Annotated in this window: 13 protein-coding genes; 4 read left to right on the top strand and 9 right to left on the bottom strand. The window is 46.2% G+C overall.

The window, feature by feature from the left end:
• Positions 1-57: 57 nt before the first annotated feature.
• Positions 58-1,413 carry a hypothetical protein gene (locus TBC1_RS15635; RefSeq protein ID WP_062044900.1) on the top strand — a complete coding sequence of 452 codons (1,356 nt, stop codon included), beginning with the start codon at positions 58-60 and terminating at the stop codon, positions 1,411-1,413.
• 140 nt (positions 1,414-1,553) lie between these two features.
• Here the strand turns inward: TBC1_RS15635 and TBC1_RS15630 are convergent, their stop codons facing one another.
• Together TBC1_RS15630 and clpB are read right to left on the bottom strand one after the other, a co-directional pair.
• Complete coding sequence (locus TBC1_RS15630; protein WP_062044898.1) at positions 1,554-3,152, bottom strand: aspartate:alanine exchanger family transporter; 1,599 nt, start codon at positions 3,150-3,152, stop codon at positions 1,554-1,556.
• Between the two features lie 193 nt (positions 3,153-3,345).
• Positions 3,346-5,934: an ATP-dependent chaperone ClpB gene (gene clpB / locus TBC1_RS15625; RefSeq protein WP_062044896.1), complete on the bottom strand. Its 2,589-nt coding sequence runs from the start codon at positions 5,932-5,934 to the stop codon at positions 3,346-3,348.
• A 209-nt stretch (positions 5,935-6,143) separates the two neighbouring features.
• On the opposite strand from clpB, the gene TBC1_RS15620 reads away from it, so the two are divergent.
• The 3 genes from TBC1_RS15620 to TBC1_RS15610 all read left to right on the top strand — a co-directional run bounded on the left by TBC1_RS15620 (position 6,144) and on the right by TBC1_RS15610 (position 8,693).
• Positions 6,144-6,818: an inorganic pyrophosphatase gene (locus TBC1_RS15620; RefSeq protein ID WP_062044893.1), complete on the top strand. Its 675-nt coding sequence runs from the start codon at positions 6,144-6,146 to the stop codon at positions 6,816-6,818.
• A gap of 73 nt (positions 6,819-6,891) precedes the next feature.
• On the top strand, positions 6,892-7,266 hold the full coding sequence (locus TBC1_RS15615) for a CoA-binding protein (protein WP_062044891.1): 375 nt from the start codon (positions 6,892-6,894) through the stop codon (positions 7,264-7,266).
• Between the two features lie 140 nt (positions 7,267-7,406).
• A complete protein-coding gene (locus TBC1_RS15610; protein ID WP_062044889.1) occupies positions 7,407-8,693 on the top strand; it encodes a T9SS type B sorting domain-containing protein in 1,287 nt (428 codons plus the stop codon).
• Positions 8,694-8,695: 2 nt separating this feature from the next.
• Here the strand turns inward: TBC1_RS15610 and TBC1_RS15605 are convergent, their stop codons facing one another.
• From TBC1_RS15605 to TBC1_RS15575, 7 genes are all read right to left on the bottom strand, one after another.
• Entirely contained in the window at positions 8,696-8,947 is a 252-nt protein-coding gene (locus tag TBC1_RS15605; protein WP_062044887.1) for a hypothetical protein, read from the bottom strand.
• A gap of 9 nt (positions 8,948-8,956) precedes the next feature.
• Positions 8,957-9,214 carry a hypothetical protein gene (locus tag TBC1_RS15600; RefSeq protein WP_062044885.1) on the bottom strand — a complete coding sequence of 86 codons (258 nt, stop codon included), beginning with the start codon at positions 9,212-9,214 and terminating at the stop codon, positions 8,957-8,959.
• Between the two features lie 27 nt (positions 9,215-9,241).
• Positions 9,242-10,636, bottom strand: a complete 1,395-nt coding sequence (hydG, locus tag TBC1_RS15595) for a [FeFe] hydrogenase H-cluster radical SAM maturase HydG (RefSeq protein WP_236695684.1) — start codon at positions 10,634-10,636, stop codon at positions 9,242-9,244.
• Between the two features lie 457 nt (positions 10,637-11,093).
• Positions 11,094-11,876 carry an MBL fold metallo-hydrolase gene (locus TBC1_RS15590; RefSeq protein WP_449405311.1) on the bottom strand — a complete coding sequence of 261 codons (783 nt, stop codon included), beginning with the start codon at positions 11,874-11,876 and terminating at the stop codon, positions 11,094-11,096.
• Between the two features lie 10 nt (positions 11,877-11,886).
• Entirely contained in the window at positions 11,887-12,828 is a 942-nt protein-coding gene (gene ribF / locus TBC1_RS15585; protein ID WP_062044882.1) for a riboflavin biosynthesis protein RibF, read from the bottom strand.
• A gap of 26 nt (positions 12,829-12,854) precedes the next feature.
• Positions 12,855-13,478 carry a redox-sensing transcriptional repressor Rex gene (locus tag TBC1_RS15580; protein WP_062044880.1) on the bottom strand — a complete coding sequence of 208 codons (624 nt, stop codon included), beginning with the start codon at positions 13,476-13,478 and terminating at the stop codon, positions 12,855-12,857.
• Positions 13,479-13,491: 13 nt separating this feature from the next.
• Positions 13,492-14,619: an ATP-binding response regulator gene (locus TBC1_RS15575; RefSeq protein ID WP_062044878.1), complete on the bottom strand. Its 1,128-nt coding sequence runs from the start codon at positions 14,617-14,619 to the stop codon at positions 13,492-13,494.

Raw genomic sequence — 14,619 nt, 5'->3', positions numbered from 1 at the left:
TACATCACTGTATGTGTGAAATTTGTTATATAATGCCCTCTTAATTCAATATTTATCATGAAGTTTATCATCAGTGGTTATTTTGATGCGGGATTTTCAATCGGAATTGATGATTATCCTTTTACCGATCCTGGGGTGATTGCTTCCCTGAACAAGCAAGTTGATTTCAGGGTAAAATACAATAAACCTGCTGACCAGTATGCTTTTGCAGATGATTTAGGCAAGGCAGAGTACACATGCTCTGATGCCGAAGGACATATCGGCCTGAGTGTTCCGATAGGAGCGGGGCTTGAAATTGATCTTAACGGAAGCGAACTGTTGAAACATTTGCATGCCGAAGCCATGCAGTCTGCCGCAGATCCGCAATTTATGGGGTCTTATTATTCTGACCCGCCGACAGGTATTGTTGATATCATCAATAGTTTTCAGGCTGAAGCCGGTTTCCGGAAGGCGGTTGTAAATCTCTATGGCCTGGGCATTGGTTATCTGTACATTGAATCAGCCGAACTCAGCAAGGAACTTGAGAGCTATGCACTGTGGATTTACCGCTGCTACGAATACGCATCGTATGGCACATACAGCAGCGGTGAATTCAGAAACGGTTTCCGGAAGGCGGTTGCAGATATTTATAAATCATTCAGTAAGCACGATGGTATTGAGCAGATTACACGCCGCCGGATACCCTGCGATTTCTTTCCGGGTTATCAGGTGGTGTTGATGTGCACCAAACCGGGAGACGTTTCCTGTGCAGAAAAAGTGCTTGATGACTATGACGAATTGACCCCTATTCGCATGGATGATGGGAATATTCAACTGGGGTGGGCTGCGGCCATTGTGGAACCTGTTAATGAGGATTATGTTACCAGAATTCTGTTTCTGCTGAAAATGGCTCAGGTGTATTATGGTATATGCGATGGATTTGAGCGCCTGTTTTCCTATCATATTTCTCAATCTGTAAGGGAAAACCTGAGCGGGGACGCATCACTTTATGATGCCGGTTCGCTGAACAGGCTTCGCACCATTGCCCATACCGTGGCCGAGTATACCCGTTTCGGCGCGCTTACCCAGAATATTTCCGATCTTAAACTATTGAATACATTTGATCAACTGGGGGGCCTTTCCCAAAAAATTGAACACATGGCTTCCGCCTGCGAGATTTTTACCAACATCCAGAATGAGGTGCTTGAACAGAAGCAGGCCACCCGCGACAAGCGTCTGAACGTTTATGCAATGGCGCTTACTGCCCTTACCATTGTGAGCGTACTGGCGGATATGATGAGCATCAATGAAGCGATTCAGGGAGATAGGTGGACGCTGCTGATTAAACTGGCCGCCATTCTTGGTCTCTTGATTCTGGTAATTTACATGACTTTTGAAGGGCGGTTCAGAAAGCTGAAACTGCCTAAGCATTGAGACCTTTTCTCTCTTTTTATTTATAGGTTTTTCAGTAATTCAGCCGGTCTCCAAATGTTGGGTATGGGGGAGTAAGTTCAATTGCCAGCCCGGAATCTCTACAATGGAAGGACAAACGTCTCTGGTTGCCTGGCGCTTAGTCAGAATAACGGTAAGCGAAACAGTATATTTGAGAAGAGGATCATGAGCACAAGCGCGAGCGGGTAAACGGCTGCATAGGCCACCTGCGCGATGCCACTGTCGGACTGGGTGTTGATCGCGGCCAGACCCGGTGTGCTGGTCATGCCTCCTGTGATGACACCCATAAGGGTGAGGAAGTTCATCTTTAATATATATTTTCCGACAACAAGCGCAATAACAAGAGGAATCAGGGTGATGGCCGCTCCGGCTGCAATAAGTCCTGCCCCGTAACTTTGAAAAGTTTCCCCGATGTGGCCGCCTGCCTCACAGCCGACCGTGGCCAGAAACATCAGCAATCCGAGTTCCCTGAAAAGCTGGTTGGCATTGCTTGACATAGACCATATTATGGGCCCTGTTTTGCCTATTCCGCTCAGGATCAGTGCGGCAGAAAGAACACCTCCGGTGATGCCGAGGCTGAAATCGAACAGCCCGAAAACAGGAATGTTAATCATTCCGATCAGGATACCGATAACAATGCCCAGGGTAATCGGAAGGAAGTCCGTTTCGGAAAGCCGTTTGTCGTCATTACCCAGCAGTTTTACTACCTGTTGCATACTGTCACGGCTCGCTGCAACCATCAGGCGGTCGCCGAAACGCAGCATGGTATAATGCATTGGCCGCAGTTCTATGCCGCTGCGGCGTATTCTTACTACGGTGGCATCGTAGTTTGCCCCAAGATTAAGTTTCTGAAGGGGTTTGTTCACGACCTGCTTACTGGTAACCAGTACCCACTGCACACCATGGCCTTTGTCCAGCGGAATATCCTCATCAGTCTGAGGTCCGACCAGCAACTTGACTTTCTCAAGGTCTTCTGCGGTTCCGAGTGCCCTGATTACATCGCCTTTTTTCAGAATGGTATCCCTGGAAGGCGTTGTGGTATGATCTCCATGTTTTACGCGGGATATGACACAGTTGGTCACTGTTCTGAACTTAAGCTCAACCAGTGATTTGCCGTCAATGTTCGGGTTTTCTACCCTGAAATTGCCGGGAATAAATTCAGGATAACTCTGCTTCAGGCTCAGGTTAAAATCTTCCTCACTCTTACTGAAATTAATCTTCAGGATCTTTGGAATTAAACTCACGAATAATACAACACCGATGACTCCGAAAGGATAGGCAATGCCATAGCCGATGGAGGCCAAAGGCGATTTACTTACTTCCACGGCAGCGGCAAGACCTGGTGTACTGGTCATGGCTCCGTTGAAAAGCCCGATAGCCAGCGCTTTATCTATGCCCAGTATGCTGCTGAGTAACCATGTTATAACGGCTCCGCTGGTTATGATGATGCCGGCAATGATGAAGAGCTGCTTTCCATACTGCCTGAAACTGCGGAAAAAACCCGGACCTGATTGTATGCCGATGGTAAATATGAAAAGCAACAAACCGATGTGCTGATATTCGGAAGGTAGCCTGAATCCGAAATGCCCAAGCAGCATCGCGATAAAAATAACTGCGGAGATATCAAGCGAAAAGCCCCTGATCCTGGCCCTTCCGGCTATAAGGCCCAGGCTGATTATCAGGAAAAGTGCAAGGTAGCTGACCGATATCAGGTTATCCATAAGACAAAAAATCGAAGCAAAGGTAAGGAACTCGGATGAATCCGGACTTCTATGGATAAACAAACCAGGAATCCGCCTTCTTCAGATTGTTTTCTGTAAGAAGGCGGATTGCCGGCGTAAATTCATGTGATTCATTTGTTCAGAGCGGTCTGAGGCACTTTGGTCAGGCTTTACCTGTTGTTTTTCAGTGCTTTCAGTTCCTGAATTCAAGCCTGTTGTTTTCCAAATCCAGCGTGATGTTTGCATCTTTACTGACTTCTCCGCTAAGGATTTTTTTGGACAGGGCATTCATAACTTCCCGTTGTATAACTCTTTTTACCGGTCTTGCCCCGTACTGGGGGTCATACCCCAAGACGGCAATATGCTGAACGGCATTGTCAGTATATGTCAGGGCAATGTCATTTTTTTTCAGTACCTGCACCAGGTTGTTCAGCATCAATCTCACAACGCCCGATATTTCTGCCGCCGACAAAGGTCTGAACATAATCAATTCATCTATCCTGTTAAGGAATTCGGGGCGTATGGTTTTGCGCAGCAATTCCATTACCTCTGCCTTTGTCTGTTCAAATACATTTTCCCGGTTTTCTTCATTCAGGTTTTCGGTACGTTCACTGATTATATGCGAACCAAGATTGGATGTCATGATGATGATGGTATTTCTGAAATCAGCGGTTCTGCCTTTGTTGTCGGTGAGCCGGCCATCGTCGAGTACCTGAAGCAGAATGTTGAAAACGTCAGGGTGTGCTTTTTCAATTTCATCGAGCAATACCACGGAATAGGGCTTACGCCTGACTTTTTCGGTAAGTTGTCCGCCTTCGTCATAACCTATATATCCGGGAGGGGCGCCGATCAGCCTTGATACGGTATGCCGTTCCTGATATTCAGACATATCTATGCGGACCATGGCATTTTCATCATTGAAAAGAAACTCAGCGAGTGCCCTTGCAAGCTCGGTTTTGCCCACGCCTGTGGTGCCGAGGAAGATGAACGAACCAACCGGCCTGCGGCTGTCCTGCAGCCCTGCCCGGCTGCGGCGAATGGCATCAGCAATGGCTTCAATGGCCTCGTCCTGACCGATTACCCTTTTGTGTAATTCGTTTTCAAGGTGGAGAAGTTTTTCCCTTTCGCTCTGCAGCATGCGGCTGACCGGAATTCCGGTCCAGCGTGAAACGATCTCGGCAATTTCTTCGGAACCTACTTCTTCTTTGATCAGCGCTGAGTCGGCCTGCATTCCGGCAAGTTGATTTTTAAACTCTTCCAGTTTCAGTTCTGCTGTTTTGATCAATCCGTACCTGATTTCAGCAACACGTCCGTAGTCGCCGTCGCGTTCGGCTTTTTCAGCTTCAAAACGGTATTGTTCTATCGCTTTTTTTGTCTGCTGTATACCATCGACAATCTGTTTTTCTGATTTCCACCGGCCGGCAATCGCATTGCGTTCTTCATTCCGATTGGCCAATTCGGCAGTAATAATCTTTAGACGTTGTTCGTCCCCCTCGCGTTTGATGGCTTCCCGTTCGATTTCCAGCTGTTTGATCTGGCGTTCAACCTCATCTAATTTTTCCGGCACAGAGTTTATCTGAAGCCTCAGCCTTGCTGCCGCTTCATCAATCAGGTCGATGGCCTTGTCGGGAAGGAAACGGTCGCTGATATACCGCTGCGAAAGTTCAACCGCGCTGATGATGGCCTCGTCCTTAATCCTTACCTGGTGATGTGTTTCGTATCGTTCTTTCAATCCCCTCAGGATTGAAATGGCGCTGACCGTGTCGGGCTCATCAATCATTACGATCTGAAATCTGCGCTCCAGGGCTTTGTCTTTTTCGAAGTATTTCTGGTATTCATTCAGCGTTGTTGCGCCGATGGCACGAAGTTCACCACGGGCCAGGGCCGGTTTCAGGATATTTGCGGCGTCCATTGCGCCTTCGCCGCCCCCGGCTCCGACCAGGGTGTGAATCTCATCGATAAACAGGACCACTTCACCTTCAGATTCAATAACCTCCCTGACGACACTCTTGAGCCTCTCTTCAAATTCGCCTTTGTATTTTGCCCCGGCAATCAACGCACCCATGTCGAGTGAGAATATTTGCTTCGATTTAAGGTTTTCAGGTACGTCCCCGTTGACGATACGGTGCGCCAATCCTTCGGCGATGGCGGTCTTCCCGACTCCGGGCTCACCGATCAGAATGGGATTGTTTTTGGTGCGGCGCGTCAGGATCTGGAGCACCCTTCTGATCTCTTCGTCACGGCCGATCACCGGGTCCAGCTTTCCGTTGCGGGCCAGTTCGTTCAGATTACGGGCATAACGGTTAAGCGCATTGAATGAATCCTCTGATGAGGCTGAATTTGCCGCAGAACCCTTGCGCAACTCTCTGATGGCGGATTTTAACTCTTTTTCATTTATCCCGGACTGTTTCAGCATGTCTGAAACCTGGTCTCCCGTTGCAAGCAGCCCCAGCAACAGGTGTTCCAATGAAACATATTCGTCTCTCATGTCACGGGCTGCCGAAGATGCCTTCTGGAGCGCTTTTGAAGTTGAGTTGCCAAGGTATTGTTCCCCGCCGCTCACCTTTGGCATCCCCTGCATCATGGCTTCAAGGGTTTTCTCAATTACGGCGGAATTCACCCCGAGTTTGCCAAACAGGAATGGGAGTATATGCTCATCAGCAATCAGCAGGCCTTTGAGCAGATGTACGGTTTCTATAGACTGATGCCCCCGCGAAGCAGCCAGTTCCCGGGCCGATTCTAAAGCCTGCTGCGATTTTATGGTGAAGTTATTCAGATTCATTTTTTGATCTCCTTTTATACCTTTTCAACAGGTAATGGTTTTGCAAATGTCTTGCCAGCCATAGAAATGCATACATATCTGTCAAAATGGCATATTTTCGCCTTTGCGGTAAGTCATATTGGCGTAATTCTTTTTTTATTCGGGTAAACAAATCCCGCGAAAGCCTGTTACCTTTGTGCTTTCACATGAAATCAGATTAAAATCAGTATATGGCAGCAAACAGATTAATGGATCCCATCGGAAGGCTGATGGGTTTAAGGTACAAATCGCACCCGTGGCATGGGGTGGATATCGGCCCGGATGCACCTCAGGTACTCACCTGTTTTGTTGAAATGGTTACGACAGACACGGTTAAATATGAGGTTGATAAAATTTCGGGATATCTGAAAATCGACCGGCCTCAGAAGTACTCAAACGTGCTGCCGGCGCTGTATGGTTTTATTCCACAGACGCTTTGTGCAAAGAAAATTGCTGATTATGCCGCACAAAAATCGGGGAGGAAGGATATCATTGGTGACGGCGATCCGCTGGATATCTGCATTCTTGCCGAGAAGAGCATATCTCACGGCGATATCCTGGTTCAGGCTATTCCCATCGGGGGATTCAGAATGCTTGATGGAAACCAGGCCGATGACAAAATTATTGCCGTACTTAAGAATGATGCCGTTTATGGAGAGTATACCGATGTGGAACAGTTGCCCCCCCTGATTGTAACCCGTTTGAAGCACTATTTCCTGACTTATAAGGACCTTCCCGGTGAAGCGCGGGATTGTGAAATTACCCATACATACAGTGCTGCAGAAGCCCATGAAGTGATTGAGGCATCCATGGAGGATTACCGTCAGAAGTTTGAAAATCTGGATACGCTGCTCTCAGAAGTTTAACCGTTGAAAAGCTGGTTTCTTCCGGCCCTGCTATACCGGGTTTTATAACTTTGCAGTCGAAAAGCATTCTGTAATGATCCCTAAATCAAGCAAGCACACTCTCGTACTTGGCGCAAGCCTGAATCCTGAACGGTTTTCTAATATCTGTATCAATGAGCTTGTAGACGGGGGTTTCCCGGTTTCTGCGGTGGGACTCCGCAGTGGCATAGTTGCAGGGGTTAATATAATGACCGGTTTTCCGGAATTAAACAACATTCATACTGTAACTCTTTATCTTGGGCCTAAGAATCAGGCTCAGTATTATAACTATCTGGTGAAACTGAAACCCGCCCGGATTATTTTTAATCCCGGTACCTGGAATCCTGAACTGGCAGAACTGGCCGGAAGGCATGGAATCAGTACGGAGCAAAAGTGCACACTGATGATGATTTCAGGCGGATATTTCTGATAAAAGATTCACATAGTACACGAAAACCACAGAAAAAACGTTATCTGGCAGACAAAAGATTTTTCAGTAATTTAGCCTGCTGATAAACTGCTGCAGTACTTAGGCTTGTCTGTGGCTGATTCCGGAACCTAATTAGTTTGATGAAGAGACTCATTTTATTCAGATCTTTACTCCTGACGCTCGGCGCATTCCTTTTGTTATCAGGTGTTTCTGCGCTTGGACAGGTTAATGAAACCCGGGTAACAGGAGGACTTTATTGTCCGAAGTCACAGTTCGTAACACCGGTAATGGTCACATCCGTTGAAAATGTGGATTCAATCTCACTGACCCTGACATTTCCATCCCAAACGCTTGCTTACCTTAGTTACCGGCAGGTTAATCCTCTGCTGCTGACGGGTTTTCCAATAGTCGAGGCAAATGGGTCAAGGGTTACTTTTACCTGGAAATCTGCTGCTCCAATCAGTATTACCAATGATAAATTGCTGGAGTTTGTTTTTGAAACCGGTACGCAACCCGGTTCGCTGGATTGGGATGAAGCAGTTTGTTATTACAGGCAGTCAGACGGTAATGAATTGTTGTCGGAATACATTGGAGCAGAAATTGAATTATTTCCCTCACTCTACGTTGAGATTGAAGAAATTGATGCTACCTGTTCCGGAAAATGCGATGCAAATATTGCGGCTTATGTAACCGGTGGTCTGAAGCCCTATCAATACCTCTGGAATGGAGAGCCTGCGTTGTTCGACAGTATTAAGACCGGCGCCTGCAGCGGTATCAACAACCTGAACATCACTGATGCAAATGGCTGTGTGCTTGATACGAACTTCAGTGTTTCTGAACTGCCTTCCACAAAGGTTGAAGTTGAGGTGACACCTGATACGGTTTATATTCAGAATCCGGTTGTAACTTTTTCATTCACTGAGGATCAGAATGTTGTGGAATGGCTATGGGACTTTGGAGACGGAAGTGAGAAATCGCGGGAAAGGAATCCTTTGCATGTTTACTCTACTGCGGCAACGCCGGATCTTGAGTCCTATCAGGTTAAGCTTATAGTGGTCAACAGTCAGGGCTGCGATACGCTGATCATTTTTGAACTTCCCGTGAGTGAAGCGGAAATATTTATTCCGAATGTTTTCACACCAAACGGTGACAATATCAATGATGTTTTCAAAATTGCGAAGGCCAATGATGGCGGCAGCAGCAGTGGCAGTGAATACATCCCGCTCAATCTGGAATATATGCGTCTTGAACTTGTCGTACTTGATAGATGGGGACGTAAGGTATATGATAATGACAATTACAAAAACGACTGGGACGGAGGGAATCTTCCGGAGGGTACATATTATTACAGGCTGAATACTTATGGTTACTTCCGGGATGAGACCTATAGAGGTGCAGTGACCATACTGCGCGGAAACCGCAATTAGCCTTAACTTGAGAAATCCATACGTTTCAGCTCGGTGTGTTCAATAGCTGACAATTCACTTTCCAGCCTTATCCATTCATTTTCATCTCCGATCAGTTCAAGCAGAATCAATCCGCCTGATTCCGTATCATCGTCGGTTTCATTTAACCCCAGGCGGGTACGTATTGAACATCCGTAGGTTGTGAGAATTTTCTGCACCTTTTCAGCAACTTTGCGCTGATTGCTGACACTGATTCCAAGAATTCGCCTTTTCATGATTCTGCCTTATAATTCAAATGACATTTTTTGCATTTCTACTCCGCCAATTTCCGAAATTTCGGTCTCAAAAGCCTGCCATTCCTCTGGTTTACCTGAAAGATGAAGAATAACAAATCCCATCCTGCTGCAGGTGTTTTCACTTAATTCATGAAAACCCAGTCTGGATTTGATCAGATGTGCATGCTTACTCAATGTAAGCTGTAATTTCCCGGCTTCCTTGATGCGATCCCTGATGAGCAGACCGATAATTCTCGTCTCTTTCATATAAAATATTCCTGTAAAGATTTAATATCAGAAGTAAATGTCCCTTTCGCCCGCCCTGACGCGTTCCAGTCTGTTCCTGAGTTCATTGATATTGACAGCATCGGGATACTGCTGGAGGTCGCTGAGGTTCTTGTCAATAACTTCCCAGCCTCTTTGCTTTGTATTCGCCGGGGCATAATCCTCGAGGTATTCGGCCAGGGTAAGCATGGCATTTGGTGAACAGAAACGCTTGATAAATCCCGGAACCGAGAATTCCATAAAGTGTTCTCCGGTTCTGCCGAGTCTGTAACAGGCTGTGCAAAAGGAGGGGAGGTAGTCATTTTCGAAGAGTTCCTCAATGATTTCATTCAGGGACCGGTTGTCATTAATCTGGAATTGTTCCCGGTTGAGGTCCTGGGCTTCATTGATGGAATTTGAGTAAGATCCGAGTTCAAGTTTTGTCCCCCCGTCAATCTGCGAAACGCCGAATTGAATCACTTCATGCCTGAGCCCGGGATTTTCGCGGGCGGTAAGGATCATTCCGGTATAAGGAACTGCAAGCCGTAAAATGGCCACCAATCTGGCAAAATCCTCATCGTTAACCGTATAATCGGTTCCAAGGTCCAGTTTTGAAGCATTCTGAATCCTTGGGAAGGAGATGGTATGGGGACCTACATGGTAGCAGGCTTCCAGGTGGTTTGTATGTCTCACCAGGCCCAGCACCTCGTAACGCCAGTCGTACAAACCGAATAGCGCACCGATGCCAACGTCGTCAATTCCCGCTTCCTGAGCCCGGTCAAGCGCGGTCAACCTGTATTCAAAGTTCCTTTTTTTACCGCCCAGATGGTAGTTTTTGTAGGCTTCGGGGTGGTAAGTCTCCTGGAAAATCTGATAAGTGCCGATGCCGGCCTCTTTCACTTTCCTGAAATCTTCTATCTCCAGCGGAGCAGCATTGATATTGACCCTGCGGATTTCTCCCGGTCCTTTTTTCACTCCATAAACGGTCCTTACGGTATGGGCAATGTAATCAGCTGAATATTCAGGATGTTCACCGTATACAAGTATCAGCCTTTTCTGACCATTATCTTCCAACGCTTCAACCTCCTGAACCAATTCCTGATCAGATAAGGTTTTACGGATAGCCTCCTTGTTTGACGCCCTGAATCCGCAATATTTGCAATTGTTGGTGCATTTGTTGCCTACATAGAGCGGTGCGAACAGTACAATACGGTTTCCATAAACCCTCTTCTTAAGTTCCCGGGCACCTTCCTTGATTTCTTCAATCAACTCAGGGTCATTGGCATTGATCAAGACGGCAGTTTCCCGCAGCGTCAGTCTTTTCTTATCAAGTGATTTGGCGATCACCTCCCGCACTGCCTGTTTATCCGATTTGGTTTCATTGAGGATTTCCCACAACTCATCTGCATCGATAAACGGTTTCATCCTTTGATCAGGAATGCGGCATTTTTCCGGTGTAAAAATCATTATATACTGGTGTTCAGTTGTTTAAAAAAAATGAATTCTATGCTACAAAGTTAATGTTTATTCACCGTAAAATCCATTCCTGAGTATTCTAAATTGCTTCCAGATTACGTTTTCAGGGCTTTTCGTTAAATGCTGTGCCGGTTTCACGCCATCGCGGATGCATCAGGATATAAGAAACCAAATATTTGTAAGAAAAGAAATATTTGGCACGGGTTAAAGGTTGATCCCTCAAAATTCGACTTGTTTTATCTTCGTAAAATAACCAGTTACACAGAGCTCACCGAGGCAACGCAGAGCAACACAGAGAAGATTATAAAACACTGTGCCCCCTTAGGTGAAAATCTTTCATTATTACACTACGGATTACAAAGTTCATCTTTAACTCCGGCACAGCAAATAACGAAATACCCCGTTTTTACGGGATTTCCACGATGAGGTTGTCATAAGCCAGACGTACATTCTCAGGAAGCTTCTTCTCAACTTCTGAATGCAGCCCTAGGAAATGGCTGATATGGGTAAGGTAAGCCCTGGCCGGTTTAAGCTCTTCTATCAACAGCAATGCCTCGCTCAGCGAGAGATGAGAGATATGTTTTGAATTCCTGAGCGCATTCAGCACCAGGACTTCTGATCCGAAAATTTTATGTTTTTCCTCTTCAGGAATCATACTTGCATCCGTGATGTACGTCAGGCCTCCGATACGGTATCCGAATACCGGTAGTTTGTTGTGCAATACATTTACGGGTAATATTCTGGTAGGGCCGATGCTGAATTCTGTCGCGTCAATTTCATGAATGGTCAGCTGAGGAACCCCGAAGTAACGGGTTTCGGTAAAAATATAGGGGAACTCCGTCTTAATGGCTTCCATCACGTTGGCGGATCCATAGATAGGGATATTCTTGTTGAGGATATAGTTGAACGCCCTGACATCGTCCAGGCCGGCTATATGGTCACGGTGTTCATGCGTAAAAATCACCGCGTCAATGTCTTCTACATTTTGTTTAAGCATCTGGAACCTGAAATCAGGTCCGCAATCGATCACAATATTTTGATTGTCAACATTGATCAGGGCAGAGGTCCTGAAACGCTTATCCCTCGGGTCGGAAGATTTGCAGACCGGACAGTTGCAGGCTATTACCGGCACCCCGATTGATGTTCCGGTTCCAAGAAAGGTAATTTTTATCGGGCCTGTCCGGCTCATGTTCTTTGTTTTAATAAATAAGTTCTTCAACTTCGGCAAGGTCAGATTTAAGTTGCCGGCTCATGGCATCTTTATCGTCAAATTGCAGTTCATCCCGGATTCGCTTGGCAAAAAAGACAGTGGCGGTTTTCCCGGTCAGATTTACTTCCGCATCAAACAGATGAACATCAATGGTGATTTCTTCGATGTTTCTGACTTCGAGGGGCAGTGAATTCTTGATGTTCAGGATGCCTTTGTAAAATTCCCCGTCAACCAGCACATTTACGGCATATACTCCGTCGCACGGAACAAGCTTGCTCTCTTCCTCAATTTTTACGCGCAGGGTCGGAAAGTTAATGCTTTGACATGTTTCGCTGCCCGGAAGGAGTTCGCTGATGATAATGTAATGGTGATCGAGGTATGCATTGGCGCGCTGAACTTTCCCTTCGAGCAAGGCTTTTCTGATCAGGGTTGAGCTGACCGTTTCATTGTGGATGTCCTGTTCAGGAATTTCCTCTACGCCGAAATTGTAATATTGTCCCAATTCGTAGAGGTAGTCGAAATTGCCTTCGCGGTTATGCCCGAAATGATGGTTAAATCCAATTACCACCTTGCTGGCGTGGAGCTTTCCGACAAGAATATTCCGGATAAAATCTATGGAAGAAATCTCGGAAAATTCACGGGTGAATTTGATGATAATCAGGTGATCAAGCCCGGTTTTGCGAAGCAGTTCGATTTTCTCGCGTTGTGAGTTGATCAGCAACAGGGTTTTTCCTGCAGTATCAGGGAACAAAACCTTGCGCGGATGCGGATGGAAGGTAATCAGCACCGATTCCCCGTCAATGTTTGAAGCGATTTCGCGCAACCGGTTGAGGATGGTTTTATGGCCGATATGCACACCGTCGAAGGACCCGGTGGTAACCACCGGATTCCGGATGGAGGATATGGAGTCAAGATCGTAGTATATCTTCATCTGAGTGTCCTTGTCAGACCTTAATATCAGGGTTTCTTGACGAAATAGGCAATCTTTTCGAGGCTTGTAATCATATCATACTCCTGAAGATAAACATGGGGAGGGACATTCAGTGCTTTGGGGGAAAAGTTGAGAATTCCCCTGATCCCGGCCATCACCAGTTCTTCGGCTACCTGCGCTGCCATCTCGCCAGGAACCGAAATTACTGCAATGGATATTCCCTCGCGCTTGATGATTTCAATCATCTGATCACTATGATAGCATTGCACACCGGTATATATGCGGTTTACTTTTTCTGGATTGCTGTCAAATGCTGCCACAATGGTCAGTTTGGTCCGTTTGCCGCTGAAATAACCCATAATGGCGCGTCCCAGGTTACCGATACCTATTACCGCTACTTTCTGCCCTTCTCTGGTATCGATGATTTTCCCGATAATATCAATTAATTCCTTAACATCATATCCCTGCCTCAGGGTACCGGTATAGCCTATCAGCATAATGTCGCGCCTCACCTGCACCGCCGTGATGTGCAATAAACTTGCAATCTCATGCGAGAAAATGTGGTGTTTACCCCCTGAATAATAATTCAGCAGGGCGCGACGGTACTGGCTGAGTCTTTCGACTGTTTTATCGGGAAGCCTTTTTATCATTTGCAGTTTGCTTTTAAGAGTTTTCTGTCGGAAGAATTACGGTAAATGTAGTGCCTTGGTCAGGGATACTTTCAACCTCTATGTCTCCGTGATACATCTCAACAATTTTTTTGAGTATTGAAAGGCCCAGACCGGAGCCTGTAATGTGTTTGGTTTTTGGATTTTTAATTCGAACAAAGTCCTGGAAAAGTGTGCTTTTCTCTTCTTCTGTCATGCCAATGCCGGAGTCAGCAACCTTGAGTTTGATGTTGTTCTTTCCCTGGTGTACGAATACATCAACACGACCTCCCTGTTTATTGTATTTTACCGCATTGGATATCAGATTATTGAAAATAATTTCGATCTCTTTGGCATCTGCTTCCATCATAACCGGCTCTTTGGTGTTGAGATAAATGTCAACGTCCTTCTGAATGGCGTATGGTCGCATCGTATCCGCTGAAATGCCTGCTATTTTTGTGATATCCACCAACTGCATATGCTGCACGGGTTTTCCTGATTCAATCTTAGTCAGGTCAAGCAGGTCCATAATCAGGCTGCGCATACCGCTGATCCGTTCCAGGGAGCGGTCAATCATCTCATTGTAGGATGTGATCTTGTCGCCGAATTGCTTATCCTGCATAATTTTCAGATACCCTTCTATGGCATTGATGGGGGCTTTGAGCTCATGCGAAAGCACTGAAAGAAACTGGAACCTGATCAGTTTGCCTTCCTTGTTCATTTTTTGCGTCATCCGCTTAAGGAAGAGCTGTTTTGTAATATTCTCGAGTGAGCTGCGCAACTCCTGAGGGGTAAAAGGTTTTGGTATAAAGTCATAGGCCCCGTCGCGGGTGGCTTTAACTGCCAGTTCCAGCGATGCGTAGGAGGTAATCATTACCACCACAATATCGTAAAGTTTTTTCTTTACATATTCCAGGACTTCAATTCCCTGAATTCCCGGAAGCTTATTGTCAAGAAGAATGATGTCGGGCATTTCACGGTCGATGATCTCAATGGCTTCTTCTCCGGTGGGGGCTTCCAGCACAACATACTCTATGTGCTCATCCATGAACGGGTAATCAACTTTGAAATTTTGCAGAATTCTCCGGGTGCCCATACGGATGCCCATCTCATCATCAACTACCAATACTTTGTATGATGCCAT

It is taken from the genome of Lentimicrobium saccharophilum (genome assembly GCF_001192835.1).
In the GTDB taxonomy this organism is placed as follows: domain Bacteria; phylum Bacteroidota; class Bacteroidia; order Bacteroidales; family Lentimicrobiaceae; genus Lentimicrobium; species Lentimicrobium saccharophilum.
Note: the sequence above shows the minus strand (reverse complement) of the source record. Positions and strands in the feature narration are given on the sequence as shown.

Coding starts and splice junctions, on each gene's coding strand:
- TBC1_RS15635 (WP_062044900.1), top strand. CDS start 58: ATGAAGTTTATCATCAGTGGTTATTTTGATGCGGGATTTTCAATCGGA.
- TBC1_RS15630 (WP_062044898.1), bottom strand. CDS start 3,152: ATGGATAACCTGATATCGGTCAGCTACCTTGCACTTTTCCTGATAATC.
- clpB (WP_062044896.1), bottom strand. CDS start 5,934: ATGAATCTGAATAACTTCACCATAAAATCGCAGCAGGCTTTAGAATCG.
- TBC1_RS15620 (WP_062044893.1), top strand. CDS start 6,144: ATGGCAGCAAACAGATTAATGGATCCCATCGGAAGGCTGATGGGTTTA.
- TBC1_RS15615 (WP_062044891.1), top strand. CDS start 6,892: ATGATCCCTAAATCAAGCAAGCACACTCTCGTACTTGGCGCAAGCCTG.
- TBC1_RS15610 (WP_062044889.1), top strand. CDS start 7,407: ATGAAGAGACTCATTTTATTCAGATCTTTACTCCTGACGCTCGGCGCA.
- TBC1_RS15605 (WP_062044887.1), bottom strand. CDS start 8,947: ATGAAAAGGCGAATTCTTGGAATCAGTGTCAGCAATCAGCGCAAAGTT.
- TBC1_RS15600 (WP_062044885.1), bottom strand. CDS start 9,214: ATGAAAGAGACGAGAATTATCGGTCTGCTCATCAGGGATCGCATCAAG.
- hydG (WP_236695684.1), bottom strand. CDS start 10,636: ATGAAACCGTTTATCGATGCAGATGAGTTGTGGGAAATCCTCAATGAA.
- TBC1_RS15590 (WP_449405311.1), bottom strand. CDS start 11,876: ATGAGCCGGACAGGCCCGATAAAAATTACCTTTCTTGGAACCGGAACA.
- ribF (WP_062044882.1), bottom strand. CDS start 12,828: ATGAAGATATACTACGATCTTGACTCCATATCCTCCATCCGGAATCCG.
- TBC1_RS15580 (WP_062044880.1), bottom strand. CDS start 13,478: ATGATAAAAAGGCTTCCCGATAAAACAGTCGAAAGACTCAGCCAGTAC.
- TBC1_RS15575 (WP_062044878.1), bottom strand. CDS start 14,619: ATGGCATCATACAAAGTATTGGTAGTTGATGATGAGATGGGCATCCGT.